The organism is Brevibacterium sp. AGC70, from assembly GCF_057334195.1.
Map to the genome: position 1 here is coordinate 99,947 of NZ_JBHFIH010000001.1, position 26,776 is coordinate 126,722.

Annotated in this window: 23 protein-coding genes; 4 read left to right on the top strand and 19 right to left on the bottom strand. The window is 63.4% G+C overall.

Translation table 11 applies throughout. The features are described from left to right. Nucleotides 1-90: 90 nt before the first annotated feature. Nucleotides 91-2,058, bottom strand: a complete 1,968-nt coding sequence (locus ACE03M_RS00410; protein ID WP_485932097.1) for an ATP-dependent DNA helicase — start codon at nucleotides 2,056-2,058, stop codon at nucleotides 91-93. Continuing rightward, complete coding sequence (gene hflX, locus ACE03M_RS00415) at nucleotides 2,055-3,530, bottom strand: GTPase HflX (RefSeq protein WP_485932099.1); 1,476 nt, start codon at nucleotides 3,528-3,530, stop codon at nucleotides 2,055-2,057. The genes ACE03M_RS00410 and hflX overlap by 4 nt, the downstream gene beginning before the upstream one ends. Nucleotides 3,531-3,638: 108 nt before the next feature. Here hflX and ACE03M_RS00420 point away from each other — a divergent pair, with 108 nt between their 5' ends. Beyond that, nucleotides 3,639-4,253, top strand: coding sequence for a class I SAM-dependent methyltransferase (locus ACE03M_RS00420; RefSeq protein WP_485932101.1), 615 nt, complete (start codon nucleotides 3,639-3,641; stop codon nucleotides 4,251-4,253). 48 nt (nucleotides 4,254-4,301) lie between these two features. Here the strand turns inward: ACE03M_RS00420 and dapF are convergent, their stop codons facing one another. The 12 genes from dapF to ACE03M_RS00480 form a co-directional block, all read right to left on the bottom strand. Then, nucleotides 4,302-5,297, bottom strand: a complete 996-nt coding sequence (gene dapF / locus ACE03M_RS00425; protein ID WP_485932103.1) for a diaminopimelate epimerase — start codon at nucleotides 5,295-5,297, stop codon at nucleotides 4,302-4,304. A gap of 126 nt (nucleotides 5,298-5,423) precedes the next feature. Next, nucleotides 5,424-6,380 carry a tRNA (adenosine(37)-N6)-dimethylallyltransferase MiaA gene (gene miaA / locus ACE03M_RS00430; protein WP_485932104.1) on the bottom strand — a complete coding sequence of 319 codons (957 nt, stop codon included), beginning with the start codon at nucleotides 6,378-6,380 and terminating at the stop codon, nucleotides 5,424-5,426. A 12-nt stretch (nucleotides 6,381-6,392) separates the two neighbouring features. Next, nucleotides 6,393-6,998 (bottom strand): hypothetical protein, encoded by a 606-nt coding sequence (locus ACE03M_RS00435; RefSeq protein WP_485932106.1) that lies wholly within the window; start codon nucleotides 6,996-6,998, stop codon nucleotides 6,393-6,395. A 49-nt stretch (nucleotides 6,999-7,047) separates the two neighbouring features. Continuing rightward, a complete protein-coding gene (gene miaB, locus ACE03M_RS00440; RefSeq protein ID WP_143922551.1) occupies nucleotides 7,048-8,544 on the bottom strand; it encodes a tRNA (N6-isopentenyl adenosine(37)-C2)-methylthiotransferase MiaB in 1,497 nt (498 codons plus the stop codon). Between the two features lie 39 nt (nucleotides 8,545-8,583). Further along, nucleotides 8,584-9,330 carry a regulatory protein RecX gene (locus ACE03M_RS00445; RefSeq protein ID WP_485932108.1) on the bottom strand — a complete coding sequence of 249 codons (747 nt, stop codon included), beginning with the start codon at nucleotides 9,328-9,330 and terminating at the stop codon, nucleotides 8,584-8,586. After that, on the bottom strand, nucleotides 9,311-10,423 hold the full coding sequence (recA, locus tag ACE03M_RS00450) for a recombinase RecA (protein WP_143922549.1): 1,113 nt from the start codon (nucleotides 10,421-10,423) through the stop codon (nucleotides 9,311-9,313). Before recA ends, ACE03M_RS00445 begins: the two co-directional genes overlap by 20 nt. 314 nt (nucleotides 10,424-10,737) lie before the next feature. After that, nucleotides 10,738-10,965: a DUF3046 domain-containing protein gene (locus ACE03M_RS00455; protein WP_101619758.1), complete on the bottom strand. Its 228-nt coding sequence runs from the start codon at nucleotides 10,963-10,965 to the stop codon at nucleotides 10,738-10,740. Then, the gene (locus tag ACE03M_RS00460) at nucleotides 10,965-11,294 is read right to left on the bottom strand and encodes a helix-turn-helix domain-containing protein (RefSeq protein WP_143922548.1); all 330 of its coding nucleotides are present in this window, start codon (nucleotides 11,292-11,294) and stop codon (nucleotides 10,965-10,967) included. The genes ACE03M_RS00455 and ACE03M_RS00460 overlap by 1 nt, the downstream gene beginning before the upstream one ends. A gap of 196 nt (nucleotides 11,295-11,490) precedes the next feature. Beyond that, nucleotides 11,491-12,015: a CinA family protein gene (locus ACE03M_RS00465; RefSeq protein WP_485932111.1), complete on the bottom strand. Its 525-nt coding sequence runs from the start codon at nucleotides 12,013-12,015 to the stop codon at nucleotides 11,491-11,493. Between the two features lie 4 nt (nucleotides 12,016-12,019). Beyond that, nucleotides 12,020-12,694: a CDP-diacylglycerol--glycerol-3-phosphate 3-phosphatidyltransferase gene (gene pgsA, locus ACE03M_RS00470; RefSeq protein ID WP_485932113.1), complete on the bottom strand. Its 675-nt coding sequence runs from the start codon at nucleotides 12,692-12,694 to the stop codon at nucleotides 12,020-12,022. Nucleotides 12,695-12,801: 107 nt separating this feature from the next. After that, complete coding sequence (locus ACE03M_RS00475) at nucleotides 12,802-15,570, bottom strand: DNA translocase FtsK (protein ID WP_485932115.1); 2,769 nt, start codon at nucleotides 15,568-15,570, stop codon at nucleotides 12,802-12,804. 349 nt (nucleotides 15,571-15,919) lie between these two features. Continuing rightward, nucleotides 15,920-16,519: an ArsR/SmtB family transcription factor gene (locus ACE03M_RS00480; RefSeq protein WP_395949617.1), complete on the bottom strand. Its 600-nt coding sequence runs from the start codon at nucleotides 16,517-16,519 to the stop codon at nucleotides 15,920-15,922. 123 nt (nucleotides 16,520-16,642) lie between these two features. Between ACE03M_RS00480 and ACE03M_RS00485 the strand changes: the two genes are divergently transcribed. Next, a complete protein-coding gene (locus ACE03M_RS00485; RefSeq protein ID WP_485932118.1) occupies nucleotides 16,643-17,992 on the top strand; it encodes an MFS transporter in 1,350 nt (449 codons plus the stop codon). Nucleotides 17,993-17,996: 4 nt separating this feature from the next. On the opposite strand, the gene ACE03M_RS00490 is transcribed toward ACE03M_RS00485, so the two are convergent. Both ACE03M_RS00490 and ACE03M_RS00495 read right to left on the bottom strand, forming a co-directional pair. Next, nucleotides 17,997-18,656 carry a response regulator gene (locus tag ACE03M_RS00490; protein ID WP_260848095.1) on the bottom strand — a complete coding sequence of 220 codons (660 nt, stop codon included), beginning with the start codon at nucleotides 18,654-18,656 and terminating at the stop codon, nucleotides 17,997-17,999. Next, a complete protein-coding gene (locus ACE03M_RS00495) occupies nucleotides 18,653-20,476 on the bottom strand; it encodes a sensor histidine kinase (RefSeq protein ID WP_485932120.1) in 1,824 nt (607 codons plus the stop codon). Before ACE03M_RS00495 ends, ACE03M_RS00490 begins: the two co-directional genes overlap by 4 nt. A 142-nt stretch (nucleotides 20,477-20,618) precedes the next feature. Here ACE03M_RS00495 and ACE03M_RS00500 point away from each other — a divergent pair, with 142 nt between their 5' ends. Both ACE03M_RS00500 and ACE03M_RS00505 read left to right on the top strand, forming a co-directional pair. After that, a complete protein-coding gene (locus ACE03M_RS00500) occupies nucleotides 20,619-22,118 on the top strand; it encodes a CitMHS family transporter (protein ID WP_485932122.1) in 1,500 nt (499 codons plus the stop codon). A gap of 13 nt (nucleotides 22,119-22,131) precedes the next feature. Beyond that, on the top strand, nucleotides 22,132-22,593 hold the full coding sequence (locus ACE03M_RS00505) for a universal stress protein (RefSeq protein ID WP_485932124.1): 462 nt from the start codon (nucleotides 22,132-22,134) through the stop codon (nucleotides 22,591-22,593). Between the two features lie 52 nt (nucleotides 22,594-22,645). Here the strand turns inward: ACE03M_RS00505 and ACE03M_RS00510 are convergent, their stop codons facing one another. The 3 genes from ACE03M_RS00510 to ACE03M_RS00520 form a co-directional block, all read right to left on the bottom strand. Beyond that, nucleotides 22,646-24,031 (bottom strand): heterodisulfide reductase-related iron-sulfur binding cluster, encoded by a 1,386-nt coding sequence (locus ACE03M_RS00510; protein ID WP_485932126.1) that lies wholly within the window; start codon nucleotides 24,029-24,031, stop codon nucleotides 22,646-22,648. Nucleotides 24,032-24,117: 86 nt separating this feature from the next. Beyond that, nucleotides 24,118-25,269, bottom strand: coding sequence for an FAD-binding oxidoreductase (locus ACE03M_RS00515; protein ID WP_485932128.1), 1,152 nt, complete (start codon nucleotides 25,267-25,269; stop codon nucleotides 24,118-24,120). Next, on the bottom strand, nucleotides 25,266-26,726 hold the full coding sequence (locus tag ACE03M_RS00520) for an FAD-linked oxidase C-terminal domain-containing protein (protein WP_485932130.1): 1,461 nt from the start codon (nucleotides 26,724-26,726) through the stop codon (nucleotides 25,266-25,268). The genes ACE03M_RS00515 and ACE03M_RS00520 overlap by 4 nt, the downstream gene beginning before the upstream one ends. Nucleotides 26,727-26,776 lie beyond the last annotated feature (50 nt).

Genomic DNA, 26,776 nt, shown 5'->3' on the forward strand with positions numbered 1-26,776 from the left:
GGACGGGGCACAGTGCTGTTCGACGAGGCGGAGCGCTGTCTGAAAGAGCCGAGTGCTGTCGGACGGGGCTCAGCGCGTGTCAGACTCCGGTCATTTCTCCGTCTCTGCCAGACGCCCCAAGCTGCTCTTCACGAGTGCCGAATCCGTCGTCGGCCACATCGTCGGCATCGAGTTCACCAGATAGCCGCCGTACCGAGCCGAGCGCAGACGCGAGTCGAGGACCGCGACAACTCCTCTGTCCGAGGTCGACCGGATGAGACGTCCCGCGCCCTGTGCCAGGCGCAGTGCGGCATGAGTGGCGCTGACGGCCATGAAGCCGTTGACTCCCCGATCGTCGGCGTCTCTCGACCTGGCCTGCATCAGTGGGTCATCGGGCCGGGGGAACGGAAGTCTGTCGATGATGACGAGACGATTGGTCCGGCCCGGTACGTCCACTCCCTGCCACAGTGACATGGTGCCGAACAGGCAGGCCTGATCATCTGCGGTGAACTGAGAAACGAGAGACGGCAGTCCGTCGTCGCCCTGGAGAAGGATCGGTAGGTCCGATTTCGCCCTCAGGTGTTCGGCTGCGGCATTCGCAGCTGCTCGTGAGGAGAACAGTCCCAGCGCACCGCCCTGCGATGCGGTGACCAGCGCCTCAAGCTCATCCAGCGCCTGTTCGCTCAGGCCGCTGCGGCCCGGGCGCGGCAGGTGTGCTGCGACGTAGAGGATGGCCTGCTTGCCATAGTCGAACGGAGATCCCACGTCGAGGCTGTCCCATTTGGGTGCGTCGGGACCGAACAGTCCCAGCGACGCCGCGACCGCGTCGAAGTTTCCACCCAGTGACAGAGTCGCCGAGGTGGCCACCACCGTTGACTCTTCGAAGATCCCTGACCGCATGGTGCCGGCAACACTCAACGGCGCGACCACGAGGTTTGTGGTCTCGCGCTCGCGGAAGGTGCTTCGAGACAGCCACACGACGTCGTTCTTGCCCGGGGAGCAGAAGCGCTCGGCGAGTTCGAAGATCTCCTGGCAGCGGGCCTTGGCCATCTGACGGCCGGCGTCGGAGTCTTCGGTCTTGCCGCCGATGTCGTTGATGATCTGGCGAGTGGAGTCACGAATCTGGGCCAGCGCGAGGGACAGGGCCTCGCTCATGTTCATGATCAGGCCTTCGCCGACTCCGCTCTGGGCTCGTTCGAGTGCCGCAGCGGCTGAATCCAACAGCGCCACGACGCCGTCCTGAACGATCGTGTGCTTGCGCACCGAGCTTGTGGCGGCCGCGAGCATGCTGGTGTTGATCTGACCGGACAGGGCGTTCGTGACCCTGTCCTTGAGCTCGTGGGCCTCGTCGATGATGATGACGTCGTGCTCGGGCAGCACCGCGTTCTCGCCGAAGGCGTCGATGGCCAGCAGCGCATGGTTGGTCACGACGATGTCGGCCTCAGCCGCGTTGTTGCGGGCCAGCTCGGCGAAGCATTCCGTGTACAGCGGGCAGTTCGACCCGAGGCAGTCGAAGGCGTTGACAGAGACCTCTGACCAGGCCCTGTCACTGACTCCCGGCAGCAGATCGTCGCGATCTCCGGTGTCCGTGGTCTTCTCCCACGTCCGAATCCGCTGGATCTCCTCGCCCAGGCCTGACCGGTCGCTCTGCTTTCGTCCGGCCTCCGCATCGGCACCGAGGTCGAAGAGCATCCCCTCGCCCTCATCGGGATATCCGCCGGAGAGCTTGTGTTTGCAGACATAGTTGCGTCGGCCCTTGAGCAGGGCGGCCCTCGGCAGCGGGTCGAGGGTCTTCTTGACTGACTTGAACAGCCGCGGCAGATCCCTGTGGATGATCTGTGTCTGCAGTGCCAAGGTGGCCGTGGACACGATGACGCGCTTGCCCGTCCGACTGGAGTACTCGGCCGCGGGGACCAGGTACGCCAAAGATTTTCCTGTGCCCGTGCCGGCCTGGACCAAGAGGTGGATGCCCTTGTCCACCGACGAGGCGACCGCCTCGGCCATCTCTGTCTGACCTTTCCTGGTCGAGCCGCCGATGGCCCCTACGGCGGACTCGAGCAGATCTTCGACGGTGCTCACTCGCCGATGACCAGGTCCGGACGTCGGAAGTCGGCGAGTTCCGCGGCCAGGTCTGCCGGAACCTTCGCCTGCATGGCGGTTCCCTCGGCACCGTGCTCTTCATGCTCGACCGTGCCCAGGGCATAGATCTTCGACACGAGATCGCCTCGCTCATAGGGAACGAGCACTGTGACGTCGATGTTCGGCGAGGGCAGCATCGCCTCAATCGTTTCGACGAGCTCGGCGACTCCGTCCGTGGTCACGGCGGAGACGAATCTCGCTTCCGGGTACTCGGCGTGGAGTCCAGTCACCACTGCTTCATCGGCGATGTCGGCCTTGTTGAAGACGAGGAGTTCGGGGATGTCTCCTGTTTCGACGTCTTTGAGCACTTCCCGGACAGCGCGGATCTGTCCGTGCGGATCGGGGTGCGAGGCATCAACGATGTGCAGAAGCAGATCCGAATCCGAGGCCTCTTCCAATGTCGACCGGAACGCTTCGACCAATTGGTGCGGAAGGTTCCGGACGAAACCGACGGTGTCTGTGTAGGTGAAGGTGATGCCGTCAGCGGTGCGGGACTGTCTGACGGTCGGATCCAGGGTCGCGAAGAGCGCGTTCTGGACCATCACCTCGGCGTCGGTGAGCTGGTTGAGCAGTGAGGACTTGCCGGCGTTGGTGTAGCCGACGATTGCCACCGAGGGGATGTGATTGCGGGCGCGGTTCTTCCGCTTCGTGTCCCTCGACGGGGCCATCGCGGTGATCTGTCGGCGCAGCTTGGACATTCTGGTCCTGATCCGACGGCGGTCGAGTTCGATCTTCGTCTCACCGGGACCGCGCGAACCGATTCCGGCACCGCCGGCGACTCGGCCGCCCGCCTGTCGGGACAGTGACTCGCCCCAACCGCGCAGGCGCGGCAGCAGGTATTCGAGCTGAGCCAGTTCGACCTGGGCCTTGCCTTCTCGGGACTTCGCGTGCTGAGCGAAGATGTCGAGGATGAGAGCAACACGATCGACGACCTTGACCTTGATGACGTCTTCGAGTCCGCGTCGTTGGCTGGGCGCGAGTTCGGAGTCGATGATCACGGTGTCAGCACCCACGGAGGCAACGATCTCGGCCAGCTCGGCCGCCTTGCCCTTGCCGAGGTAGGTGCCGGGATCCGGGGTCTCACGTCGTTGGATGATCGCGTCGAGGACCTCAGATCCTGCGGTCTCTGCGAGAGCGGCGAGCTCCCTGATCGAGTTCTCGGCATCGGCTTGTGTCGTATTCCACAGTCCTGCGAGGACGACCTTCTCCAGGCGGACCTGGCGGTATTCGACCTCAGTGATGTCTTCGAGTTCGGTGGACAGGCCAGCGACTCGTTTGAGCGCGGCCCTCTCAGCCAGATCGAACTGCGAGGCATCGTCGACGTTTGATTCGTTGGTGCCCAGCGCCTGGGCGCCTCGTGCGAGAACGCGGTCGAGCATCGCGTCCCGACGTTCTTTGTCAGTGGACGTCATTCATTCCTTTGTTCGCTTCCACTCTCTGCGGCACTGCTGCCGCAGAGAGTTTCCTCTCAGATCAGAGAGGTGTCCATCAATTCTCCCACAGCCGTCTAGACTGTAACGGTGTCAGAGCACTATTTCACGCAATCGCCCAGCAGCGAGGCCAAAACACGCGAGCTCTCACTGAACCTCGCGGGCCATGAAGTCACGGTCGAGACCGTCTCGGGGACCTTCTCCCCCACCCGCTTGGACCTGGGAACCGCAGTTCTGCTGCGACATCTGCCGGTGCCAGAACCGGGTGACATCCTCGATCTGGGATGCGGCTGGGGCCCCATTTCCTTAGACGCTGCGCTGAGTGCCGAGGACGCCGAGGTGGATGTCAGGGTGTGGGCACTCGATGTCAATTCCCGATCCCTTGACGCCACTGCCAAGAACGCGAAGCGTCTCGGGCTGACGTCGATCCGTCCTGTCACTGCCGAAGAGATCCCATCGGACCTGCGGTTCAGTGCGATCCGTTCGAATCCGCCGATCAGGGTCGGCAAGGAGGCTCTGCACGAGCTGCTGACCACCTGGCTGCCGCGGCTGGCTCCCGGTGGGCGTGCCGATCTCGTGGTGTCCAAGAACCTCGGTGCGGACTCGCTCCAGAAGTGGCTCATCGAGACTCTGGGAAGTGGATTCAGCGTCGTTCGCACCGGATCATCGAAGGGTTACCGGGTCCTCACCGTCGACCGCGACTGATGGCCCCGTCGGTGTGGCCAGCTGGAGCTCATCGGCGGCTGGCGCGTGTCAGCTGATTGTGCCGCTGGCAACCAGGACTGCCGGACCGGAGAGGGTGACGCTGCCGCGTGTACCATCCTCATTCGGGGTGATGCCGATGCGCAGCTGGCCCCCGGGAACATCCACCCGCCATTGCAGAGGCGATGCTGGACCTGCCCAGTGGTGCGCGGCGATGGCGGCAGCACAGGCTCCTGTACCGCAGGAGCGAGTCTCGCCGACTCCGCGTTCGAACACCCTCATGCGCAGGGCGCCCTCTCCCCCGGCCACATCGCTGCGGGCGGGTTCCATCACGATGTATTCGATGTTCGACCCCTGCGGCGGTACCGGGTCGAGGACGGGGGCGTCCCGCAGCTCAGCACTTTCGAGCTCAGCCGACTCCGCGAGTGCGACCACGGTGTGAGGGTTTCCCGTCTCGACCCGCATGCCGGGGCGGGGCACTTCGATGCCAGACGTCGAGACCAGAACGTCATCGCTGTCGTCGAGAGACCACTCGCCCATGTCGATCATGTACCAGGCGTCGCCTGCGGAGCCGGGCTGCGTCCGCCCTGCCGGTGCTGTCGCAGTGGAGTCTCCGGTCTGCTTGCCCAGTGCCGGATTGAGGACAGTGTGCACGGTCTTGATGCCATCACGCGTGCCGACGAGGATCTCTCTGGCGTCAGCCGCGACTCGTCCGGTCGTCACGAGCACGTGGGCGAAGACTCGCACTCCGTTGCCGCACATCTCGGAGAGGCTGCCGTCGTGGTTGTAGTAGTCCATGAACCATTCGGCTCCGGCCTCGGCCTGTTCCTGGGCACCGGGAATCCCGCTGCTTGCGGAGCGGACGATGCGGATGACCCCGTCGCTGCCCAATCCTGAGCGACGATCGGCAAGGAGCGCGATCGTCTCCGGATGCATCTCCAGATCACTGTCATCATCGGCCAAGAGGACGAAGTCGTTCTGTGTGCCGTGCCCCTTGATGAAGACGGTGTCTGCGATGTCGGCGAATGGTGACTGGGAGGAACTCATGGTCTCATCCTATCGGTGACAGACCCTCACGTGGCACAGTCGGCATTCAGCTCTCGTGGACTGTTTCCAACCCGTGTGAACTGTCGTCAACCCGTGCGAACTGTCTTCAGCCTGCATGACTTGCCTTCACCTCTCGGGATCTGCCGTGTCTGCGATGGTCGCTGTCGTGTCTGCAAGGATGTCCAGGGCTTTGGCCGCATTGGCCTCATGGTCACCGGCAGTGGCGTCGATCCAGGCGATGCGCGGGTCTCTGCGAAACCACGTATCCTGTCGGCGGGCGAATTGCCGGGTCCTGATCGTCGTCTGCTCTTGGGCGGCGTCCTTATCGAGTTCGCCGGCCAGATACTGCTGGATCTGTGCGTATCCGATGGCACGGGACGCGGTCCTGCCTTCGGCCAGACCACAATCGAGGAGATTGCGCACCTCGTCGACCCATCCCTGCGCCCACATGATTCCCACCCGAGTCGCAATCCTTTCGTGCAGCGTCGTACGCTCGACGCTCAGTCCCAGGTGGAGAGTCGGTTCGATTGCCTGGTAGTCGGGCAGTTGAGCGCTGAAAGGGCGTCCGGTCAGCTCGATCACTTCGAGGGCACGCACGATGCGTCGGGAGTCGTTGGGTGTGATCTTCGCAGCCGCGGCTGGGTCGACCTCCTGAAGATGCCGGTGCCGGCCCCAGCGATCGGCTTCGACCTCCGATTCGATCCGCGCCCGCACCTCGGCGTCGGTGCCGGGAAACTCCATCAGATCTGTCGCTGCACGAGCGTACAGTCCTGACCCGCCCACAAGGATGGGACGTTTCCCCTTGGCACGAATGTCAGCGATGGCCTTACGCGACTGTCGTTGAAATGTCTGCACATTCGCTTCTTCACGAACGTCGAGAATGTCGATGAGGTGGTGGGCAATCCCCCGACGCTGCCCGACGGGGAGCTTGGCGGTGCCGATGTCCATACCCCGATAGAACTGCATGGAATCCGTGTTGACGATCTCCCCGCCGAGATGCTCGGCCAAATTGAGAGCGAGATCTGATTTGCCTGTGGCAGTGGCTCCGGCAATCGTGATGGTCGGCTGGTCGACTGTACTCAACGTTGGCTCATTTCAGTACGTCCCGGTCCCGCACAGCGAACGAACCTCGTGGACGCGCTCGTCGAAGACGGTCGTGAACGAATAGTCGCGACCTCCTTGAGCCCGCATATGCACAGCGGCGGTGTCGAGGAGGTCGAGATCGGCGTGGACGTCGGCTGCCGCAGCGATCGCAGCACAGATCGCCCCGGTATCTCCGGCTTGGAGTGAGCGAACGATCCTGTCGTCGGCCTCCGCTGCCTGGGGCACGGGGGCCAATGGGGCGTTGTCCGAGGCTGCGACGGACAGGTCGATGGGAATCAGCAGGTCGTCGCTGCTGCCGAGCGGGCCGATTCGAACCCCGGAAGCGTGGGCATGGAGGAGTGCCACGGCGATGGCAGGATGCGCGGATTCGCAGTCTGCACGGCTGGCAGGGCTTAGTTCTGACACAGCCTGAACCCAGTCCTCGCCTTCGAGCAGCTCATTCGTGCGGGTGTCGATGCCCCGATCGATCCCCAGTCCCCCGAGGCCGGCCAAGAGTGGCAGTCCGCTGACCGGCAGTGCCCACGACGCCTTGGTCAGCAGACAGGACTCGATCGACGTTCGCAGCGCCTCAACTGTGGCGGCCTCTGCCAGGTTCACGCCTGCCAGGAGGATTGGGGCCGCCGGGATGATCGCAAAGGAGCGCATCTCAGCCGCGGATGCGGATGGTCGGCATGCCCAGGTTGGTTGATCCGCCGCTCGTCTGGCCCGGCGCCGGGGCACCGCAGCTGTCCGCCTGAGCGCGGTCATAGGCATCGCCTGCTCGGGACGGACGCACACCGAAGCCCGAGTCGGCCAAGAGGAAGAAGGGTTTGGCATCTGTCACGGTAGCGGTGACGAAGTCACCGGGACGTGGCATGGACGCTCCCTGCGGGATTCCGACATGGACGAGTCGATTGTCCGCGGATCGGCCGGTCAGTCGTGGTGAGTCATCATGAGGTCTGGTCGTGACGAGGACTTCGACCTCTCGACCGATCTGTGCTGTGTTCTCCTCCCAGGAGATCTCATCCTGGAGGGCCGTCAGCCGCTCGAAGCGTTCCTGCACGATGTGCTTGGGCACCTGATCGTCCATCGTGGCGGCAGGAGTGCCTGGTCGTATGGAGTACTGGAAGGTGAATGCCTGCGAGAAGCGCGCACGACGCACGATGTCCATGGTGCCCAGGAAGTCCTCTTCGGTCTCTCCGGGGAATCCGACGATGATGTCGGTGGTGATCGCTGCGTGCGGGATCTTCTCGCGCACGGAATCCAGGATGCGCATGAATCTGCTGGTGCGGTAGGACCGGCGCATCGATTTGAGGATCGTATCGGACCCGGACTGCAGCGGCATGTGGAGCTGCGGCATCACGGTCGGCGTTTCTGCCATGGCATCGATGACATCGTCGGAGAATGATGCAGGATGTGGGCTGGTGAAACGCACACGTTCGATGCCCTCCACATTGCCCACGGCGCGCAGCAGTTTCGCGAATGCGCCTTTGTCCCTGAATTCTGCGCCGTAGGAGTTCACGTTCTGGCCCAGAAGCGTGACTTCGACGACTCCGTCGGCGACGAGCGCTTCAACCTCGGCCAAGATGTCGCCGGGCCTGCGGTCCTTCTCCTTGCCGCGCAGGCTGGGAACGATGCAGAACGTGCAGGAATTGTTGCAGCCGACCGAGATCGACACCCACCCGGAATGCTGCGACTCGCGTCGGCTGGGCAGGGTCGAAGGGAAGACGTCGAGACTCTCGAGGATCTCGACCTGGGCTTCCTGGTTGTGTCGGGCTCGTTCGAGCAGCGCCGGCAGTGATCCCATGTTGTGGGTGCCGAAGACGACGTCGACCCAGGGGGCCTTCTTGACGATCGTGTCCCGGTCCTTCTGCGCCATGCAGCCACCGACTGCGATCTGGAAATCGGGGTTGCGTTCCTTGACGTGGGCGAGCTGACCGAGGTTTCCGTAGAGGCGATTGTCCGCGTTTTCCCGCACCGCGCAGGTGTTGAAGACAATGACGTCGGCTTGGTCATCGGTGTCCGCGGGAACATAGCCCGCATCGTCGAGAAGTCCGGAGAGCCGTTCGGAATCGTGGACATTCATCTGACAGCCGTAGGTCTTCACCTCGTAGCTGCGTGGTGATTTCTCGGTGGAGGCGGGGGCATCAATCAGTTCAGTCATGGCGCAACTATTCTAGCTGTTGTCTGTCATCGGCGTTGTTCAGTCTTCGGCGAGGACTTCGCGTGTCACTTTCAGACAGACTGAGGAAGTGAATCCGCGTCGGGCGAGCATACCCAGGATTCGACGTTCGCGGACTTCGTAGTCGAGTCCGCGTGTCGATGCGGCCTTCTTCTCGGCTACTTGGCGGGCGAGGTCATCTTCCCCGTCCACATCTTCGACAGCGCCGGAGACGATCTCTGCGGGCAATCCCTTTTTGTTCAGTTCTCGTTTGAGAGCCGATCGGGAGAGCTTGCGTCGTTCCCGGTGAGCGCGTACGTAGCGGTGAGCGAATTCCTCGTCGTTAAGGAGCCGTGACTTCTGCAGTTTGGCAATGAGCTCATCGACTGCCGTCGGCAGGAAGTCTCGTTTGAGCAGTTTGTCGCGCAGTTCGCCGCTGGCATGGTCGCGCATGGCCAACATGTTCATGGCCGTCTTCTTCGCCTTCGCGTATGAGGCGTCGAAATCCTCAGGCTCAGCTTCATCGTCGAACTCCAGCGAGTCAGCGAACGAGGGAGCATCCCTTGATGATGTGACATCAGAGGGCAACCAAGATTCCGAGGGCAAGGTGGAATCAGCGAAGTACTCCGACTCCCCCTCGGCATGCCTCTGGTCGATCTCGGTGATGGCCTCGCGCAGCTTGTCCAGCTTCGTCGTCGGCGCATCTGATCTCGCCGAGCCTCCCCCGTGGGGTCTCGACTCGGCGAGATCGCTTCCGCGATCGATCGGCTCAGGAGACTTCGACGTCATCCGATTTCGAGCTCTCTGCTGCGGTGTCTTCAAGCTGGTCGACCTCTGCCTCGGGTTCGGGCTCGTCAACCTTGATCAGACCCATCTTGTGCTTGATCTTGAGTTCGATTTCTTCGGCCAGGCCTGGGTTGTCGCTGAGGAAGGTTCGCACCTTCTCCTTGCCCTGCCCGAGTTGGTCGCCGTCGTAGGTGAACCAGGATCCGGATTTGCGGATGATGCCGTTGTCGACGCCCATATCAATGAGGCTGCCTTCGCGGGAGATTCCGTGACCGTAGATGATGTCGAACTCGGCCTGCTTGAACGGCGGTGCGATCTTGTTCTTGACGATCTTGGCACGGGTTCTGTTGCCGACCGCATCCTGACCTTCCTTCAAGGTCTCGATGCGTCGCACGTCGATGCGCACGGAGGCGTAGAACTTCAGAGCCTTACCACCGGAGGTGGTCTCTGGTGAGCCGAAGAAGACACCGACCTTCTCACGCAGCTGGTTGATGAAGATCGCGGTGGTCTTCGACTGGGACAGTGCACCCGCGATCTTGCGCAGGGCCTGTGACATCAGTCGTGCTTGGAGGCCCACGTGGCTGTCGCCCATCTCGCCTTCGATCTCGGCCTTCGGCACGAGTGCCGCGACGGAGTCGATGACGATGACGTCGAGCGCGCCGGAGCGGATGAGCATGTCGGCGATTTCAAGCGCCTGCTCACCGGTGTCTGGCTGAGACACGAGCAGCTGGTCGGTGTCGACTCCGAGCTTCTTCGCGTATTCCGGGTCAAGTGCGTGCTCAGCATCGATGAATGCTGCGATTCCGCCGGTCTTCTGTGCATTGGCGACAGCGTGCAGTGCCACTGTGGTCTTACCCGAGGATTCCGGGCCGTAGATCTCGACGACACGACCGCGTGGCAGGCCGCCGATGCCCAAAGCGACGTCGAGTGCGATGGAACCGGTGGGGATGCAGGCGATCGGTTCGCGAACCCCTTCGCCCAGACGCATGATCGCGCCCTTGCCGTAGTTGCGGTCGATCTGTCCCAGCGCGGCGTCCAGTGCCTTCGACTTATCTCCGCCGGTTGGGATCTGCAGGTTCTTCGGTGTCCGAGCCATGGTCTCTCCTAAAAGTTTCTTTTTCCGTTGAGACCAAGGCTAGAAGGTGGCACTGACATAACAACAGAGGAACGAATTCCCCCGTGGATAATCAGCCACTCATGGTCACAGGTCCCGTGATTCATTACCAGCATAACCGACATGGGAACAAGTGTTCTATATGACGGCGCGTGTCGCACTATTTCCCACCTGACGCCACTCCCCCCTCTGCCCCAGTCACCCGGACCAGGCACCCGCGATATCGCACTGCGAACAGGCAGGATTCGAATGATGAGGAAGAGTCCTGGGAACGACAGTCCCACGGAGGGGCAACCCTAGAAGGGACGTGAACGCGGCTTCTCTTTGCCCAGGCGGTGTGATTCGGGCACGCCCGAGGCGTCACAGACTGCGATCCAGATGTCGCGGGGTTCGATGCCTGCACGGAATGCCTCTTCGGCGGTCCGAGAACCCAGGCTGCTCAGTGCGAGGTCCGTGTGCAGCGATGCAGCACGAGCCTCTCCGAACTCCTCGTTCATGAGGACCCAGTAGAGGGTGTGACGCATTACGGCTTGGCTGCCAGTCGTGGCACCGGGTATCCACCCGGGCGCCCGAGGATCTTGTCCGAGAGTTCCTGTGGAATGGTGTCGGGAATCTCGACGCCCTCTTCGAGCGCGAAACGATCGGAGACCGATGACAGCAGAGCCGACAACGGCAGATCGAGTGCTTCACAGATCGCGGAGAGAAGCTCCGAGGAGGCTTCTTTCTGTCCGCGTTCGATCTCGCTGAGGTAGCCCAGCGATACGCTGGCTCCCGTGGAGACGTCGCGCAGGGTTCGCCCCTGGCGCCGGCGTACGGAGCGCAGTGCGTCACCGATTTCAACTCTCAGTAGCATTGCGCGTCCCTCCCTTTGTCTCCGTGAACAGTCGTGATGGTGTAGTCAACTTTACAGCCCGGTCGATGCCGAGCGCCAACCTGGGTACGTGACCTGATGGTTTTGCCAGTCCATTCGAAGGTGCCGATGTGTATTCGTCCAATTGCCATTATCTGGTCAACTTCGCCGAGGTCGAACTTATTCCGCAGCTGCACCGTCATGATTCTTGGGGTCCGTTCGCGTCGGGGCCGAACGCCAGCCGGGTGACGAAGTCGTCGAGGTCTGCCACCATGGCCGCGACCGTCTGTGCGCGCACAGCGTCCCGATCTCCGGCGAAATGATGCTCGCTGACCTGCGCTTTTCCGGCGAAGGCTATGCCCGTGTAGACGAGACCGACCGGTTTGTCGTCCTGCGGCTCGGGTCCGGCGACTCCGGTGCAGGCCACGCCGATGTCGGAGACACATTCCCTGGCCGCACCGGCCGCCATCTGAGCTGCGACGACTTCGTCGACGGGTCCTGTCTCTTCGAGCTGGTCGGCATCGACTCCGGCAAGCCGCGATTTGAGGTCGGTGGCATAGGTGATGAGTCCACCGCGTACCACGGCGGAGGCTCCGGGAACATCGACGAGCGTGGCGACGAAGCGACCGCCGGTCAGTGATTCCGCTCCAGCGACCGAGAGTCCCACCTGCGCACAGGTGGTGATGAGGTGCTGACTTCGGGAGAAGAGATCGGTCTCGTTCACAGGCTCACTTCGGACTCGGGTCGGAGGCTCCGGTCTCGGCAGTTCCGTCTCCTCCGCGCGATTCCTTGGCAAGTTTCGCGGCCTGGAGGCAGTAGTCGATTCCCGTCACGACTGTGACGACGATGGCGGCGACCATGATCAGCCAGGCCAGGATCAGCAGTGCGAAGGTCGCGCCTTCCGGGACGATCTGCGCCATGGGGCGAAGGAGGAGGAACAGCCCGATGGCGACGGTCTGCAGCACGGTCTTGATCTTGCCGCCTCTGGATGCGGGCATGACGGCGATGCGGATCATGAAGAACCGCAGCACGGTGATGCCGAGTTCCCGGACGAGGATGATGATGGGAACCCACCAAGGGATCTCAGCAATCGCGGCCAGGCCGATGAGTGCCGCAGCCATCAGAGATTTGTCGGCGATCGGGTCGGCGATCTTGCCGAAGTTCGTGATGAGGTTGTACTTGCGTGCGAGATCTCCGTCGATCTTGTCCGTGGCCATCGCCAGGAGGAAGACGACCAATGCCCACCACCGCATGGTCATGTCCTGGCCTCCATCGGCCAGGAGGAGGACGAGGAAGACGGGGACGAGCAGGATCCGCAATACGGTCAGGGCGTTGGGAACATTCCACGGGCTGGGCTCTGCCGGTGCGTGTCCCGGGGTGCCGTTCTCTGATCGATCATTCACGTGTCAAGCCTATCGGAGTGACATGTGAATGGCGTGGAGCCGGCCACTCGTTTCAGAGGCCGGCTCCACGCCGAATTCAGATCTTCAGTTCTGCGCTGTCGCTGGAGTCAGCGGCCTGTGAGCGACCAAGCTTCCTCACCGCTGGTCTCTACGACTTCCAACCCGGTCTCGGGGTCGACGTCGCCGACATGCAGGTCTGCGGCATGCCCGACGCCCGTCGCATAACGATCGTTGGCACGGGAGCCTGAAGACCTCGCCGAGGTGTCTGCCCCCGAGCCTCCGAAGTCATCGAACTCCTCGTCGTAGTCTGCCGCCGCCGACTGCCCGCCTGCATCATGCGCTCGGCTGGCGCCGTAGCCGTCATCATCCGCACCGCCGCCAGCCTCCGGGTTCGTGTCCTCGTCCGGCGGGGTCTCGCCCTTGATGATCGCCAGCGTTCCCGGCAGATCCTCGGGCCGGACGAGCACGTCGCGAGCCTTCGACCCTTCGGAGGGTCCGACGATGCCTCGTGATTCCATCAGGTCCATGAGACGCCCGGCCTTGGCGAAGCCGACGCGCAGCTTGCGCTGCAGCATCGAGGTCGAGCCGAACTGCGTGGTCACAACCTGCTCGGCCGCTTGAAGCAGGAGTTCGAGATCGTCGCCGATCTCTTCGTCGATCTGCTTCGTCGGCTTCTCCACCGCAACATCTTCACGGTAGTTCGGCTTGAGTTCGCCCTTGACGTGTTCGACGACCTTCTCGATCTCCGACTCGTTGACCCAGGCACCCTGGACACGCATCGGCTTGGCAGCACCCATGGGCAGGAACAGTGCGTCACCCTGTCCGATGAGCTTCTCCGCGCCCGGCTGGTCGAGCACGACTCGGGAGTCAGCCAGGGATGAGGTGGCGAACGCCAGGCGTGAGGGCACGTTGGCCTTGATCAGTCCGGTGACGACGTCGACGCTGGGTCGCTGTGTGGCCAGGACCAGGTGGATACCGGCCGCACGCGCCAGCTGGGTGATGCGCTGGATCGAAGCTTCGACGTCGCGTGGGGCAACCATCATCAGGTCGGCGAGCTCGTCGACCACGACCAGCAGGTAGGGGTAGGGCTGGAGCACCCGTTCCGATCCTGCAGGAACTTCGACGCGGCCCTCCCGGACGGCCTTGTTGAACTCGTTGATGTGCTTGAACCCGTAGTTCGCGAGGTCGTCGTAGCGGGCGTCCATTTCGCGCACTACCCACTCGAGCGCCTCGGCGGCCTTCTTGGGGTTGGTGATGATCGGGGTGATGAGGTGCGGGATGCCTTCGTAGATCGTCAGCTCCACGCGCTTGGGGTCGACGAGGATCATACGCACCTCGTCAGGGGTTGCGCGCATCATGATCGAGGTGATCATGGAGTTCACGAAGCTCGACTTACCGGCACCGGTCGCACCGGCGACCAGCAGGTGGGGCATCTTCGCCAGGTCGGCGACGACGAATCCGCCTTCGACGTCCTTGCCCACGCCCATGACCAGTGAGTTCTCGGTCTTGCGGGCGGCCTTCGAGCGCAGCACGTCGCCGAGGGAGACGTTCTCGCGGTCGGAGTTCGGGATCTCGATGCCGATGGCCTTCTTGCCGGGAATCGGCGAGAGGATGCGGACATCGGCACTGGCCACTGCGTAGGCGATGTTCTTCGACAATGCCGTGACCTTCTCGACCTTGGTGCCCGATCCCAGCTCCACCTCGTAGCGGGTGACCGTGGGGCCACGTGAGAAGCCAGTGACCTGTGCGTCGATCTTGAACTGGTCGAGCACGTCGCGCAGTGCTTCTACGACACGGTCGTTGGCCTCGGAGCGCTCCTTTGCGGGCGGGCCGGGGGTGAGGTTGTCCGAGCTCGGAAGCGTGTAGGTGACGTCCCCGGCCAGAGTGAGCTGCTCGACGCGTTCGGGCAGCTGTTCGGTGGGTGGCGGTGCCGGATTGTTCGTCACCGGCACCGGCGCCGAGGCGTCACCTGGCGCGGCCTTGTTCGTGACCGTGGCGGCATCATCGTCCATGCCGATGGTCTTCTTCAGCGCAGCTGTTTCCCGCTCGGCCTTCGTCGGTCGACGTTCACCCGGCTTGAATTTCGGTCGTTCGATGACGGTGGTGTCGGCTTCTTCATCGCTGACATCGTTTTCATGGATGTAGGCCTTGTCGTAGGCCTTGGTAGTCGTGTCATCGTCGGGATGTTCACCCTCAGGCAGGTCGGTCTTCTTTTTCTTGGTCCGACGTTTGGTGCCCATGACGGGTTTGAGGGTGGAGGTGCGCGCGTTCTCAGCGACGAGGTCGGTCGAGTCCTGTCCGTCCTGCTTCTCAGTATTGGGCCGCGCTCCCCCGGTCAGACGCAGGTAGAGATCCATCAGGCGCTTGGGGATCGAACGCACTGGTGTCGCGGTGATGACCAGCAGGGAGAAGAGTCCGAGCAGCACAAGCAGCGGCACGGCCACGAAGACGGTGGTCGCGATCACGAGTGGCGATGAGATGACGAATCCGAGTGCGCCGCCGCCGTTGGCCATAGCATCATTGGAGTTGGTGAAAGTCGGATTGCCCGCGGCAATATGGGCCAGTCCGGATGCGGAGAGCAGCAGGAGAATGATACCGATGAGGATCCTGTTGTTGCCCCGGTTATCGTCTCCGCGCAGGAACAGTCGAATCGCGTAGCAGGTGAAGATCACCGGCAATGCGAGTGCCACCCTCCCGAAGGTGCCTTCGACGACGTTGCGGACGACGTCGCTGATGGCGCCGGGGATGTTCCACCATTCGAAGGCTGCGATGATGATCGAGAGACCGATGAGGAAGAAGGCGGTGCCGTCTCTCTTGGTCGGTGACTGATCGCTCGGTTCGTCGCTGAGGATCTTTCGCGCACGGTTTCCGGCCATGTGGGCCACTCCCCTCCACGCACCGGTGACAACGTTTGTCCCGGGGTCTTCCTTGTTCCCCGCTTGCCCGGTCCGACCAGCAGTTTTGCGCGCTGTGCCTTTTCCTTTACCAGAAGCGGGGGAAGTCGTTCTGGTCGCCATGCTTCTCATCTTAGGGCGATTATGCGCTCCTGCCCAGTAAATCCGCAGGGTTCGGCGCGCCGAGGCCGGCTCGATACACCGTTAGATCGAGAGCCGTTCAACCCATAGCAGGATACGTCTTCACAGTATTCAGGCCACAAAGACGCACCCGTGTCGTGGGCGGTCCGGCGCATCCCGGGACTCGTTGGTCCGGTGACTGTTCTTCATGTCAGGAGTCATCTGAGTTCTCAGCAGCAAGCTGATCGAGGTCACGCCCGGATGCTTCACTGGGGTGCATGGCGATGAAGAGGGCCCACTGCTGAGCATCCTCGGTTTTGCGTCGAGATTTGAAATCCTCAAGCAGCTCCTGAATGCGGTCCCTGAACTCTGCTATTTCATCCTCGGTCAGCATCGCGGCCATGCGCGCCATCGTGCGGTCCTCATAAGGCGCAGAATCGAATTCGGCCACAAAGGCATCGATCATCGGGTGCGTCATGTCACCGGTGTTGACGTACCAGCTCTTACCGGTGGCGCGATATGGGATTTCGCGTGATCCGCGCTTGCCCCGACGCTCCTCCTGAGCCTCAAGAAAGCCTGTCCCCACAAGCATTCTCACATGGTGCAGAGCCGTGGCCGGATTGAGGTCGAGCTCGGTCGCGATCTCTCGATTGCTCAGCGGCTCATCCAAGCACAACCGAAGAATGCGCAAGCGCACGCCGGATGCCAGCGCCTTTGCCTCGGCGTCGGTCGCGTCTCGGCGCTCGAATTCGGGCATCGAATATTCAACCGACTGCTCGTTGCCAGTCCTGTTCGACGCCTCGTCTCTCATGGCTTCAACGGTACCAGCGGTGGGCTCAGACCAATCAGGAAACCTGAAGTGATTGACTTATCCCAATCAGTGCGCTTTGATAAGTGATTGAGAGACGCCAATCGCTCGCCTAGGAGCCGCACAGTGCCGACCGACGACGTGCCCGACCGACTGCCGACAAGCTCCGAAGGTCAGCCACACGACGCGGCCCGGTCCACACCCCCACCGCGGAGCACGCTGTTTCGACATCACGACTTCCGGCAGCTGTGGATGGGCGATACCGTCTCAGTGTTCGGCGTCGAGTTCGTCACCTTCGCCATGCCGCTCATCGCCGTACAGCTCCTGCATGCGGATGCCTTCCAGATGGGGGTGCTCTCGACGTTGGAGTCCCTCGCCTTTCTTCTCATCAGTCTTCCGGCTGGAGCATGGGTCGACCGCTTGCGCAAAAAACACGTGATCGTCGCCGGCGACGTCCTCAGAGCACTCGTCCTTCTCACCATTCCCGTCGCCTGGGTCGTTGATGCCCTGTCCTTCGTTCATCTCTGCATCGTCGCCACCGTGATCGGAATCGTCACTGTCTTCTTCGACGTGGCCAACCAGTCCTATCTGCCCTCGATCGTCTCGGGCGACCAGATTGCCGACGGCAATGGAAAGCTGCAAGCTACTCAGCAGACGGCCCAGGTCGCAGGCCCATCGCTGGCTTCAGGACTCGTCAGTCTCATCGGGGGTCCGCTGACGGTCGGAGCCACAAGTGTGTGCATGGCGCTGTCGAGCCTGTTCATCAGCCGGATCCACCATCGCGAGCACCGGACGGAGGAACGGGAACGCTCCAGCCTCCTCGCTGAAATCCGCGAGGGCCTTTCCCTGGTCCTCGGACACGTGCTCCTGCGCCGCATCGTCGCCTGCACGGGACTGTCCAACTTCGCGTCCTCGGCGATCTTCGCTCTCATCGTCCTCTATGCCCTGCGCACACTGGGTCTCAGCCAGTTCCAACTCGGGATCGTCATGTCGGTCGGTGCGGCAGGCGGCATTCTCGGAGCCATCAGCACATCGTGGGTGCAGCGAATCGTCGGCGAGGGCCGTTCGATCGCCGTCTCCGCGGCACTGAGCGGGGTGTGTTTCCTGACAGTGCCCGCCGCTGATCTGCTTCCCTCGATGCCGACTCTGTTCATCGGCTGGTTCCTCATCTCGTGGGCCGTCGTCGTCTACAACGTCACCCAGGTCAGCTTCCGCCAACGGCTGTGTCCGAAACCCCTTCTCGGACGCATGAACGCCTCGATTCGGTTTCTCGTGTGGGGCCCGATGCCAGTCGGGGCCTTCCTCGGCGGAACGATCGGACATGCGATCGGGATCGTTCCGACCCTGTGGATCTTCGCCGCTGCAGCCGTGTTCTCCTCGCTGCCCGTCCTCATCTCCCCACTCATCTCGATGCGCGTCCTCCCGGACTCACTCAATCTGCTCGATGACGATGGGGATGATGATCAGTCGAGCTGATCCCTCAGCCCACTCCGTAGAGGTGCTCCGGCCTGCCGGTGCTTCCGTATTGGAGCGAGACGGTGACGGCTCGGGACTCGGCCAGCTTCGCCAGGTGGCGCTGGGCAGTTGCGCGGGAGGTTCCCACGACATCAGAGACCTCCATCGCCGTCAGCGAACGATCCGCGCCTTCGAGCGCCTCGAGGATCCGTCCGCTGGTCGACGAGCCCGAGCCTTTGGCCGGTGCACTCCCAGGCGCGGAGACATCATGCAGACTGCGCAGCTGACGTTCGAGCTCCGGCTGGCTGACCTTCTCGCGGTCCCAGTAGCGCCGGAAGCGGGCATAGCGCCTGAGGAAGTCCTGCAGCTCCTCGGCAGCGAAGGGTTTGATGATATAGGTCATCGCTCCTGCCCGCAGAGCCGAGCGCACCACGTCGGGATCGGCCACGGCCGAGAGCACGATGGCATCGACATCGGTCTCACGGATCAGTTCGACACCGTTGCCTTCGGGCAGAACGTAGTCAGCTAACAGCAGGTCCACATCGTCCTCGGCGATGATCGTGCGCGCGGTACGCAGATCTCTGACCGGTTCCAGGGCGTGGAATCCGGCAACTTCGTTGACGTACCGGCAGTGGATCTGCCCCACATAGAAGTCGTCATCGAGAACCAGAACGTTGACCATCATCTCTCCTTGTCGTCTGCGGAAGTCTCGTCCGCAGGAATGTCGTCTTCGTGGTTGCCGCCTGTGGAGATGTCGTCGTCCGCATCCTCGCTGAGCACATCGGGCAGGCCCATGGCGAAGCTGGCACCCCCGAGGTCTGAATCGTGACCGCTGAGCAGCCACACTCTGCCGTGGTGTCTCCGGGCGGTCCTTCGGCACAGCGCCAGACCGATGCCGTGGCCATGTTCTGGGTCGAGACCGTCGGCACTGCTGATCCCCTCGTCGAAGATGGACTCCGCATCAGCGTCATCGACTCCCCCACCGGAGTCGGTGACGACGGCATGCAGCTCCGGACCGGAGCCGAGCAGCGTCACCTCGACTCTGCCGAACACCTCGTCGGTTCGAGAAGCACCCTCAGCATCGCTGCCGCTTGCATTCGTCACCACCGCTCGCACCGCATTGTCGATGAGATTGCCGAGGATGAGTGTGACGTCCTCGGGCTCCTTCACCCGACCCAGCACCAAGGAATCCGGGGTGACTGCAAGGGTCACACCCGCCTCGGCGGCGGTGGTCCCCTTCGCCTCGAGCAGCGCACGAAGATACGGGTCGGTGATCACCTCGATGCCTTCGACGGGGGTCGCGATCGGTCCGGTCCGCAGGATCGTGGCGAGGTAGTTCCGTGCCTCATCGGTGGCACCTGTGTCGACGAGGCCGAGGACGGTGTGCAGCCGGTTGGCGAACTCGTGGCGCTGAGTGCGCAGGGCCCGGGCCATCGACGTTACCGATTCGAGCTGACGGGCCATCGTCAGCACCTGGGTCTCATCGCGCAGGGTGACGACCCCGCCCACGGAGACCCCATCACGGCTCACCCGGACAGCCGTGGCCAACAGGATCCGATCGCCGACGGTGACTCGCCGACGCAGGGCACCGTGATCGGGTGCATCGAGCATCATGCTTCTGATCACCTCAGGCACGTCCGCCTGTGAGGCGTTCGCGGCCCCGGCCGTGTCCGAGGCCGTGGTGTCCTCGCCTGTGTCGACGCCGTCTTCGTCGGCATCGACATGGGCGATCCCGAGCAGCTCTTCGGCCGTCGCATTGCTCAGAGTCGGCTCCCCGGATGAGCTGAAGGCCAGGACACCGTCGTCGAGGCCGCGCAGGACTGCACCCTGATCACGTGCCATCTCTGCGAGCTCCTCGGGACCCACACCCAGAGTCTCGCGGCGCAGCCTGCGGCCCAGAGCGAGCGAGGCGATCACGCCGATGATCAGGGCGAGGACTGCGACAGAGCCGAGAACAAGGAATTCTCGTCGCAGGTCGGCATCAAGCACCGAAGCGTGGATGCCGACGGAGACCTGTCCGACGACAGTCTCATCATCGGAGGAGGAATAGATCGGCACCTTCGCCCGCACGGTCTCGCCGAGGGTGCCGCGCTCATGGCTGATGTTCTCCCGCCCGGCCAGTGCTTCATCCGGGGATGTCGACACATGCTTGCCGATATTGTCCCGGTCCGGGTGGGTCAGTCGGATTCCACGATCGTCGGTGATGACCGCGAAGACGATGCCCGAAGAGTCCCTCAGGTCGTCGGTGATCTTGATCAGCGCCGAAGTGATCGCGTCATCAGGCTCCTGTGCATGTTCGGCCGAAGCCCGAGTCGCGCCCCTCCTCACCTCCGGATCGACCGCCAGGGCCCGGGCAGTCGCCAGGGCCTCGGTCTCGGTGACCTCGGTAACCGAGCGCGCACCCATCCAAGCGAAGACTCCGGTCACCAGCGCCAGCGTCACCACGACGACCGCGAGCTGGCTGAGCAGCACACGGCGCGAGAAGGATCGGGTGGGACGTCGCACCGACCCACACTAACCACGCATGAGCGAAATGCGCAAAAGGTACCAAAGAGGCAGAACGTGTTCAGTGCACACAAACGCGCGCCGCGACAGAACGCGATCTAGGGTGTATCGGGCATCACATCCGCCTTCATAGGAGAAGCACGTGCTCGTAGTTCTCGGTTTCGCAATGATCATCGTCTTCATGACGCTGATCATGACGAAGCGACTCTCACCGATCCTGGCGCTGATCATCGTCCCGACCGTGTTCGGACTGTTCACCGGCGCAGGCCTGGGAATCGGCGAAATGGTCATGGACGCCATCGCGGACATGTCGTCGACGGCAGCGCTGCTGCTCTTCGCCATCATCTACTTCGGCATCATGATCGACGTCGGACTCTTCGACAAGCTCGTCGAGTTCATCCTCAGGGTCGCAGGCCACGATCCCGTCAAAGTCGTCATGGGCACGGCCCTGCTGACCGGAGCGGTCTCCCTCGACGGCGACGGGTCGACGACGTTCATCGTCGTCACCGCCGCAATGCTGCCGATCTACCAGCGCCTGGAGATGTCGCCCGTGGTGCTGACCTGTGTCGCGGGTCTGATCAACGGCACTCTCAACATCGTCCCCTGGGGCGGTCCGACGGCACGCGCATCCTCGGCCCTGCAGATCGATGCCAACGAGATCTTCGCTCCGATGGTCCCGGCTCTCGCTGCGGGCCTGCTGGTGTGCTTCGTCTTCGCCTACTTCCTCGGCATCTCCGAACGACGCCGTCTTGCCAAGAACGGTGTGGCCTGGGTCGATGAGTCCAATTCAGGATCGAAGCGCTCCGACCTCGTCGGTGCAGTCGCCCGCTCGAGCACGGGTTCAGCCTCGGGTTCAGATTCTGCTCCCAGCACCGGGTCCACGTCGGGATCCGATCACGGCGCGCCAGCCTCGGCGGGATCATCGCTCGCGGAGACCGCGGGTTCCGATGACGGCTCAGAAGCCGGTTCCGGCTCCGGTTCCGCTCTGACCGACACCGCGCTCGACCCCAACCGAGCGACGCTGCGTCCCAAGCTCTTCTGGTTCAACCTGACGCTGACCGTGGCCGTGATGGTCATGCTCATCGCCGACCTGCTGCCCCTGCCCTACCTGTTCATGATCGCCATGGTCATCGCCCTCATGGTCAACTTCCCGAATATCAAGGCACAGCAGGAAGAGCTGGCCTCGCATGCCTCGGCGATCATCGCCGTGGTCGCCATGGTCATGGCCGCCGGCGTTCTCACCGGCATCATGAGCGGAACCGGCATGGTCGACGCCATGGCCGAGTGGCTCGTCGACGTCATTCCAACATCCATGGGCCCCTACATGGCCGTCATCACCGGGCTGCTCTCGATCCCGATGACGTTCTTCATGAGCAATGACGCCTTCTACTTCGGCATCCTTCCAGTGTTGGCCGAAACCGCCGGTCACTTCGGCATCTCCGCGGCCGATATGGCCAGAGCCTCCATCACGGGCCAGCCGGTGCACATGCAGTCACCGCTGGTGCCCGCGATCCTGCTCCTCGTCTCACTCTCGGGAGTCGAACTCGGAGACCACCACAAGAAGGTCCTGTGGCGCGCCCTCATCGTGTCACTGGTCATGCTGACCGTCGGCGTCCTCATCGGCGTCATCGCAATCGGATAGGACCACGACCGACATGACTGATTTCTACTCAGCCCCGCGTCGCCGCTTCCCGGCTCCCTCGCTGCGGGTAGCGGCCTCGGCCGGCATCGACGATGCCCAGGCCACGGTCATCCTGGCCTACCGGTCGGACTCCTCCACGGCACTCCTCGAGCAGGCGATCGCCGGCGCCCGGCGAGAGAGCGCGGCTGTGCGCGCGGTCCACTTCGAATCGGATACGACGACCGCTCCGTCCACCGGTGCCCTGTCTCAGACGAAGGAATTGGCCGATCGGCTCGCCGAGGCGGACCTCGAGTTCGAGATCCAACGCGCCGATTCCGATGTGGCCTCCCAGATCATCGACCTCGCCGAGACATTGCAGGCGAAGCTCATCGTGATGCCCTCCAAGCGCCGCTCCCCCGTGGTCAAGCTGCTTCTGGGCTCAAGCACGCAGAGGGTGATCCTCGAGGCAGAGTGCCCGGTGCTCATCGTCAAGTAGCGCGGCTCCTACTCACGCAGCGTCCTCCAGCGGCCGCAGCAGACCGGGTGCCTCACCGCGCCAACAGATCCCCTGCTCCTGCACCGGTGAGTGAGGCGTCGAGGAGTTCGATCGTGTGTGCACTCGGCAGTGTGGCCTCTCCCTGTCGGCGAAGTGCGTCGGTGACCTGCAGCAGACAGCCGGGATTGCCGGTGACGACGAGATCGGCTCCGGTAGCGGCGATGTTCGTGGCCTTCTTGTCCCCCAGTTCGCGGGCTGCCTCAGGGCGCACCAGGTTGTAGATTCCGGCCGAGCCGCAGCAGGTGTCGGCGTCCTTGATCGCAGCCAGTTCGACCCCGGGGATCTGCCCCAGCAGCTCGCGTGGCGGGTTGCGCACACCTTGGGCATGGGAGAGGTGGCAGGCGTCGTGGTAGGCCACACGCAGCCCACCGCGGGCCACCGGGTGCCGTGGGGCGCTGGGTCCGAGTTCGACGAGGATCTCGGTCACGTCCCTGACCTTGTCCGCCAGCTCCTTCGCGCGCTGAGCGTAGGCGGGATCATCGGCGAGGATATCGGCGTACTCCTTCATCGTCGAACCGCAGCCTGCGGAGTTGACGACCAGATAGTCCACGTCCGCCGAGGTGAATGTGTCGACGATTCTGCGTGCGAAGTCCTCGCCCTCTTCGCTGCGCCCGGCGTGGACGGACAGGGCACCGCAGCAGCCCTGTGACTGAGGCACCACGACTTCGCAGCCTTCCATGTTGAGAACACGCACCGTAGCGGCGTTGACCTGGGGGTAGAAGGTTCGTTGCACACATCCCAGCAGCATCCCCACTCGCGACCGGACAGGCAGGCTTTCGCCCTCGGCCGTGCGTGGCGGGTTAGTCGCTGGAATGGTGACCTTCTTGGTCACAGGCGGTGCGATGGCCTCCATCGTGGCCAGAGTCGGTGAGAGCTTCTCGAGGATCTTGGACTTTCGGATGACCGATGACAGTCCCGTCCGCTGGTAGAGCTTGAGGGGTGCCAACATGGTCCTCAGACGATCGGGGTACGGGAACAGCTGGAAGATCGCCTCCCGCAGTGCCACCTCGCCGCGGCTGCGATGCTGTTTGCCGTTGCGTTCGACCTGTCCGCGGGTGGCTTCGATGAGCTTGTCGTACTGGACTCCGGACGGGCAGGCGCTGACGCAGGCCATGCATCCCAGGCAGGCGTCGAAGTGTTCGACCATGGACGCACTCATCGGCCCGTTCTCCAGGCCCTTCTCCATGAGGTAGATGCGTCCGCGCGGTGAGTCCTCCTCATTTCCCCACAGCTGGTAGGTCGGGCAGGCGGGAAGGCAGAAACCGCAGTGGACGCAGTCGGCGATGAGACTCGGGTCCGGCGGGTTGAAGACGTCGAAGGCCGAGTGGTCCATGGTCGGCGGAGCCATCTCCATCGTTGCCTGACCTCCGGTCGCCATCGTGGCCTCCAACGGTGTCTGGCCAGTCGCTTCGCTGGGCGTCCCGCCGCCTTGGCAACCTCCTGCGCCACCGCAATCGCATGACATCACAGTCCTCCTATTCCACGTCCGGGTGAGAGCAGACCGTTCGGATCGAACTGGTCCTTGATGGTGGCCATGAGCGCGAACCCGGGGATCTCGCCCCAAGCGTCGACCTCGTTCCACACTGCGGGCGGCGCGCACAGCACAGTCGCGATCAGCTGCTTCCGGTCCCAGGTCCGCAGGTGCTCGAGGACCACCCGTGTCGCGATCGCAGGGTCCATGTCGGGTGCGCCGACGCCGAGGTCGAAGACACCCATGGCGGACCCGCGCAGTTGGATCGGGTAGCCGATGGCGTCTTCGAGTCGGGCGATCTGAGCCACCAGCTCCGGCACCAGCGCCGGTGAGACCGAGGCCCGTATCGTCACGGGGGCCTGAGCACGCCGTGCCCACCAGCTCGGCTCGATGCCCGCCTTCGCACCGGGGTAGGCCTCGATGATCTGTCGGGTTCGGGATTCGACCGACTCCGGGAGTCCTTCGATCATGACGACGGTCGTGGCCTCTGCACCCGGTGACCGGTCGATTTCGACTGCCGCCGGCGCTATCTGGGAGCCGAGGACTCCCAATGCAGCCTCGGCGCCGGGAATCTCGACGTAACCCTGGGTTTCCGGCTTCGGGTACAGTCGGATCGCTGCGCTGACGATGATCCCCAGCGTGCCCCAGGACCCGGTCATGAGCTTTGACAGGTCGTAGCCGGCCACGTTCTTCACAACCTTGCCACCGGCCTTCGCGATGGTGCCGTCGGCGAGGACGACGGTGACGCCGAGGACGACCTCACGCAGCGGCAGACGGCCGATTCTCCGTGGCCCCACGGCTCTGGTTGCGATGGCGCCGCCCAGCGTCGATCCCGAGTCGACCCGATCTGCAGGAAAGTCCGAGAGGAGTTCCTGGGCACCGGATTCGGCGACATCCTTGAGATCGGCGATCGTCGCACCTGCCTCGGCGACGAGAATGAGGTCCCCAGGAGAATGTTCGATGATCCGGTTGAGCCCGCTCATGTCGATGAGGAGCCCCGGTGTCTCACCCGGCGGGTGGTCGTCGAGGGCCGTCCCGCCGCCGTAGACGGCGACGCTGTGTCCGTCTCGGTGTGCGTTGGACATGATCTCGGAGAGCTCCTCGACGCTCTCGGGTCGAGCGAATCTGGGAAGTTCCTCGGTCAAAACAGCTCCGCCTTTCCTGCCGCCTGGAGGGGATGCTCCCCGGATGTTCGCCGAGGTGGTTCCCCGCACAGTCGTGGTGTCGGGAAGACCTTTCCCGGGTTGGACAGATAGTCCGGGTCGAAGGCGCAGCGCAGGATCTGCATCGTGTCCAGATCCTCATTCGTGAACATGCGCGGCATGAACTTGGCTTTGTCGGATCCGACCCCGTGTTCGCCTGTGATCGAACCGCCTTCGCTCAGGCACAGGTCGAGGATCCGACCGGAAGCGGTCTCGGCCAACTCGGTCTGGCCTTCGATGCTGCCATCGAAGAGGACAAGCGGATGCAGATTGCCGTCGCCGGCGTGGAAGACGTTGGCGACGCGCACGCCGCATTCCTCCGCGATCGTCGAGATCGACGCCAGGACGGGCCCGAGCCGCGACCGTGGGATGACTCCGTCCTGGACGATGTAGTCGGGGCTGATCCGACCGACGGCAGCGAACGCCGATTTCCGGCCCTTCCAGATCAGTCCGCGTTCGACATCGTCGACGGCGACGCGAACCTCACCGGCACCGTGGTCCCTCGCCCTGGCGATGACCGTCTCCCGCTCGAGATCGACGTCGATGGCCGGTCCGTCGAGTTCGACGACGAGGACGGCACCTGCACCGTCCGGATAGTTGCAGGCCACGGCCTTCTCTGCGGCCTCGATGGCCAACGCATCCATCATCTCGATGGCGGCGGGCATGATCCCCGCAGAGATGATGTCACTGACCGCCTCTCCTGCCGCATCGGTCGACTCGAACCCGATGAGCAGCGTCTCCACTGCTTCGGGCAGCCGGGTCAGACGCACGGTCACCTCGGTGACGATCCCCAGCGTTCCCTCTGATCCGCAGAGCACGCCGAGGAGGTCGAAGCCGGGGTATTCGGGAGCCTGTCCCCCGATGTCGACGATGTCGCCCTGGGCGGTGACGAGGGTGAGGCCGGTGACGTGGTTGGTGGTGAAACCGTATTTGAGGCAGTGGGCACCGCCGGAGTTCTCTGCGACGTTGCCTCCGATCGAGCACACGCTCTGGCTCGAGGGGTCCGGGGCGAAATAGTAGCCGTCGGGGTTGGCCTCATTGGAGAGGTTGAGGTTGATGACGCCTGGCTGCACGATCGCGCGCTGGGCGGCAGGGTCGATGTCGAGGATGTCCCTCATCGTCGACATGACGATGAGCACGCCTTCTGCGTGCGGCTGGGCCCCACCGGAGAGCCCGGTGCCCGAACCGCGCGCGACGAAGGGGACGTCGAACTCGTGGCAGGCACGCACGGTCAGGGCCACCTCGGCGGTGGAGGTGACGCGGATGACCAGGGCTGGGACGGTCCTGTGCACTGCCAGACCGTCGCACTCGTAGGTCTTGCGCTCGTTCTCGTCGGTGACGATCGCCCCTGGTGGCAAATGTGGTTCGATCCGTGTGAGGACCGATTCGATTCTGCTCATGTCCACTCCCGCCTCCTTGCGTCGATGATGTCGAGCTTAGCGAAGAACGC

Coding starts and splice junctions, on each gene's coding strand:
- ACE03M_RS00460 (WP_143922548.1), bottom strand. CDS start 11,294: ATGCTACTGAGAGTTGAAATCGGTGACGCACTGCGCTCCGTACGCCGG.
- ACE03M_RS00455 (WP_101619758.1), bottom strand. CDS start 10,965: ATGCGTCACACCCTCTACTGGGTCCTCATGAACGAGGAGTTCGGAGAG.
- ACE03M_RS00505 (WP_485932124.1), top strand. CDS start 22,132: ATGACTGATTTCTACTCAGCCCCGCGTCGCCGCTTCCCGGCTCCCTCG.
- ACE03M_RS00510 (WP_485932126.1), bottom strand. CDS start 24,031: ATGGCGACCGGAGGTCAGGCAACGATGGAGATGGCTCCGCCGACCATG.
- dapF (WP_485932103.1), bottom strand. CDS start 5,297: ATGAGTTCCTCCCAGTCACCATTCGCCGACATCGCAGACACCGTCTTC.
- hflX (WP_485932099.1), bottom strand. CDS start 3,530: ATGACGTCCACTGACAAAGAACGTCGGGACGCGATGCTCGACCGCGTT.
- ACE03M_RS00520 (WP_485932130.1), bottom strand. CDS start 26,726: ATGAGCAGAATCGAATCGGTCCTCACACGGATCGAACCACATTTGCCA.
- miaB (WP_143922551.1), bottom strand. CDS start 8,544: ATGACTGAACTGATTGATGCCCCCGCCTCCACCGAGAAATCACCACGC.
- ACE03M_RS00445 (WP_485932108.1), bottom strand. CDS start 9,330: ATGACGTCGAAGTCTCCTGAGCCGATCGATCGCGGAAGCGATCTCGCC.
- ACE03M_RS00480 (WP_395949617.1), bottom strand. CDS start 16,519: ATGAGAGACGAGGCGTCGAACAGGACTGGCAACGAGCAGTCGGTTGAA.
- ACE03M_RS00475 (WP_485932115.1), bottom strand. CDS start 15,570: ATGGCCGGAAACCGTGCGCGAAAGATCCTCAGCGACGAACCGAGCGAT.
- ACE03M_RS00490 (WP_260848095.1), bottom strand. CDS start 18,656: ATGATGGTCAACGTTCTGGTTCTCGATGACGACTTCTATGTGGGGCAG.
- recA (WP_143922549.1), bottom strand. CDS start 10,423: ATGGCTCGGACACCGAAGAACCTGCAGATCCCAACCGGCGGAGATAAG.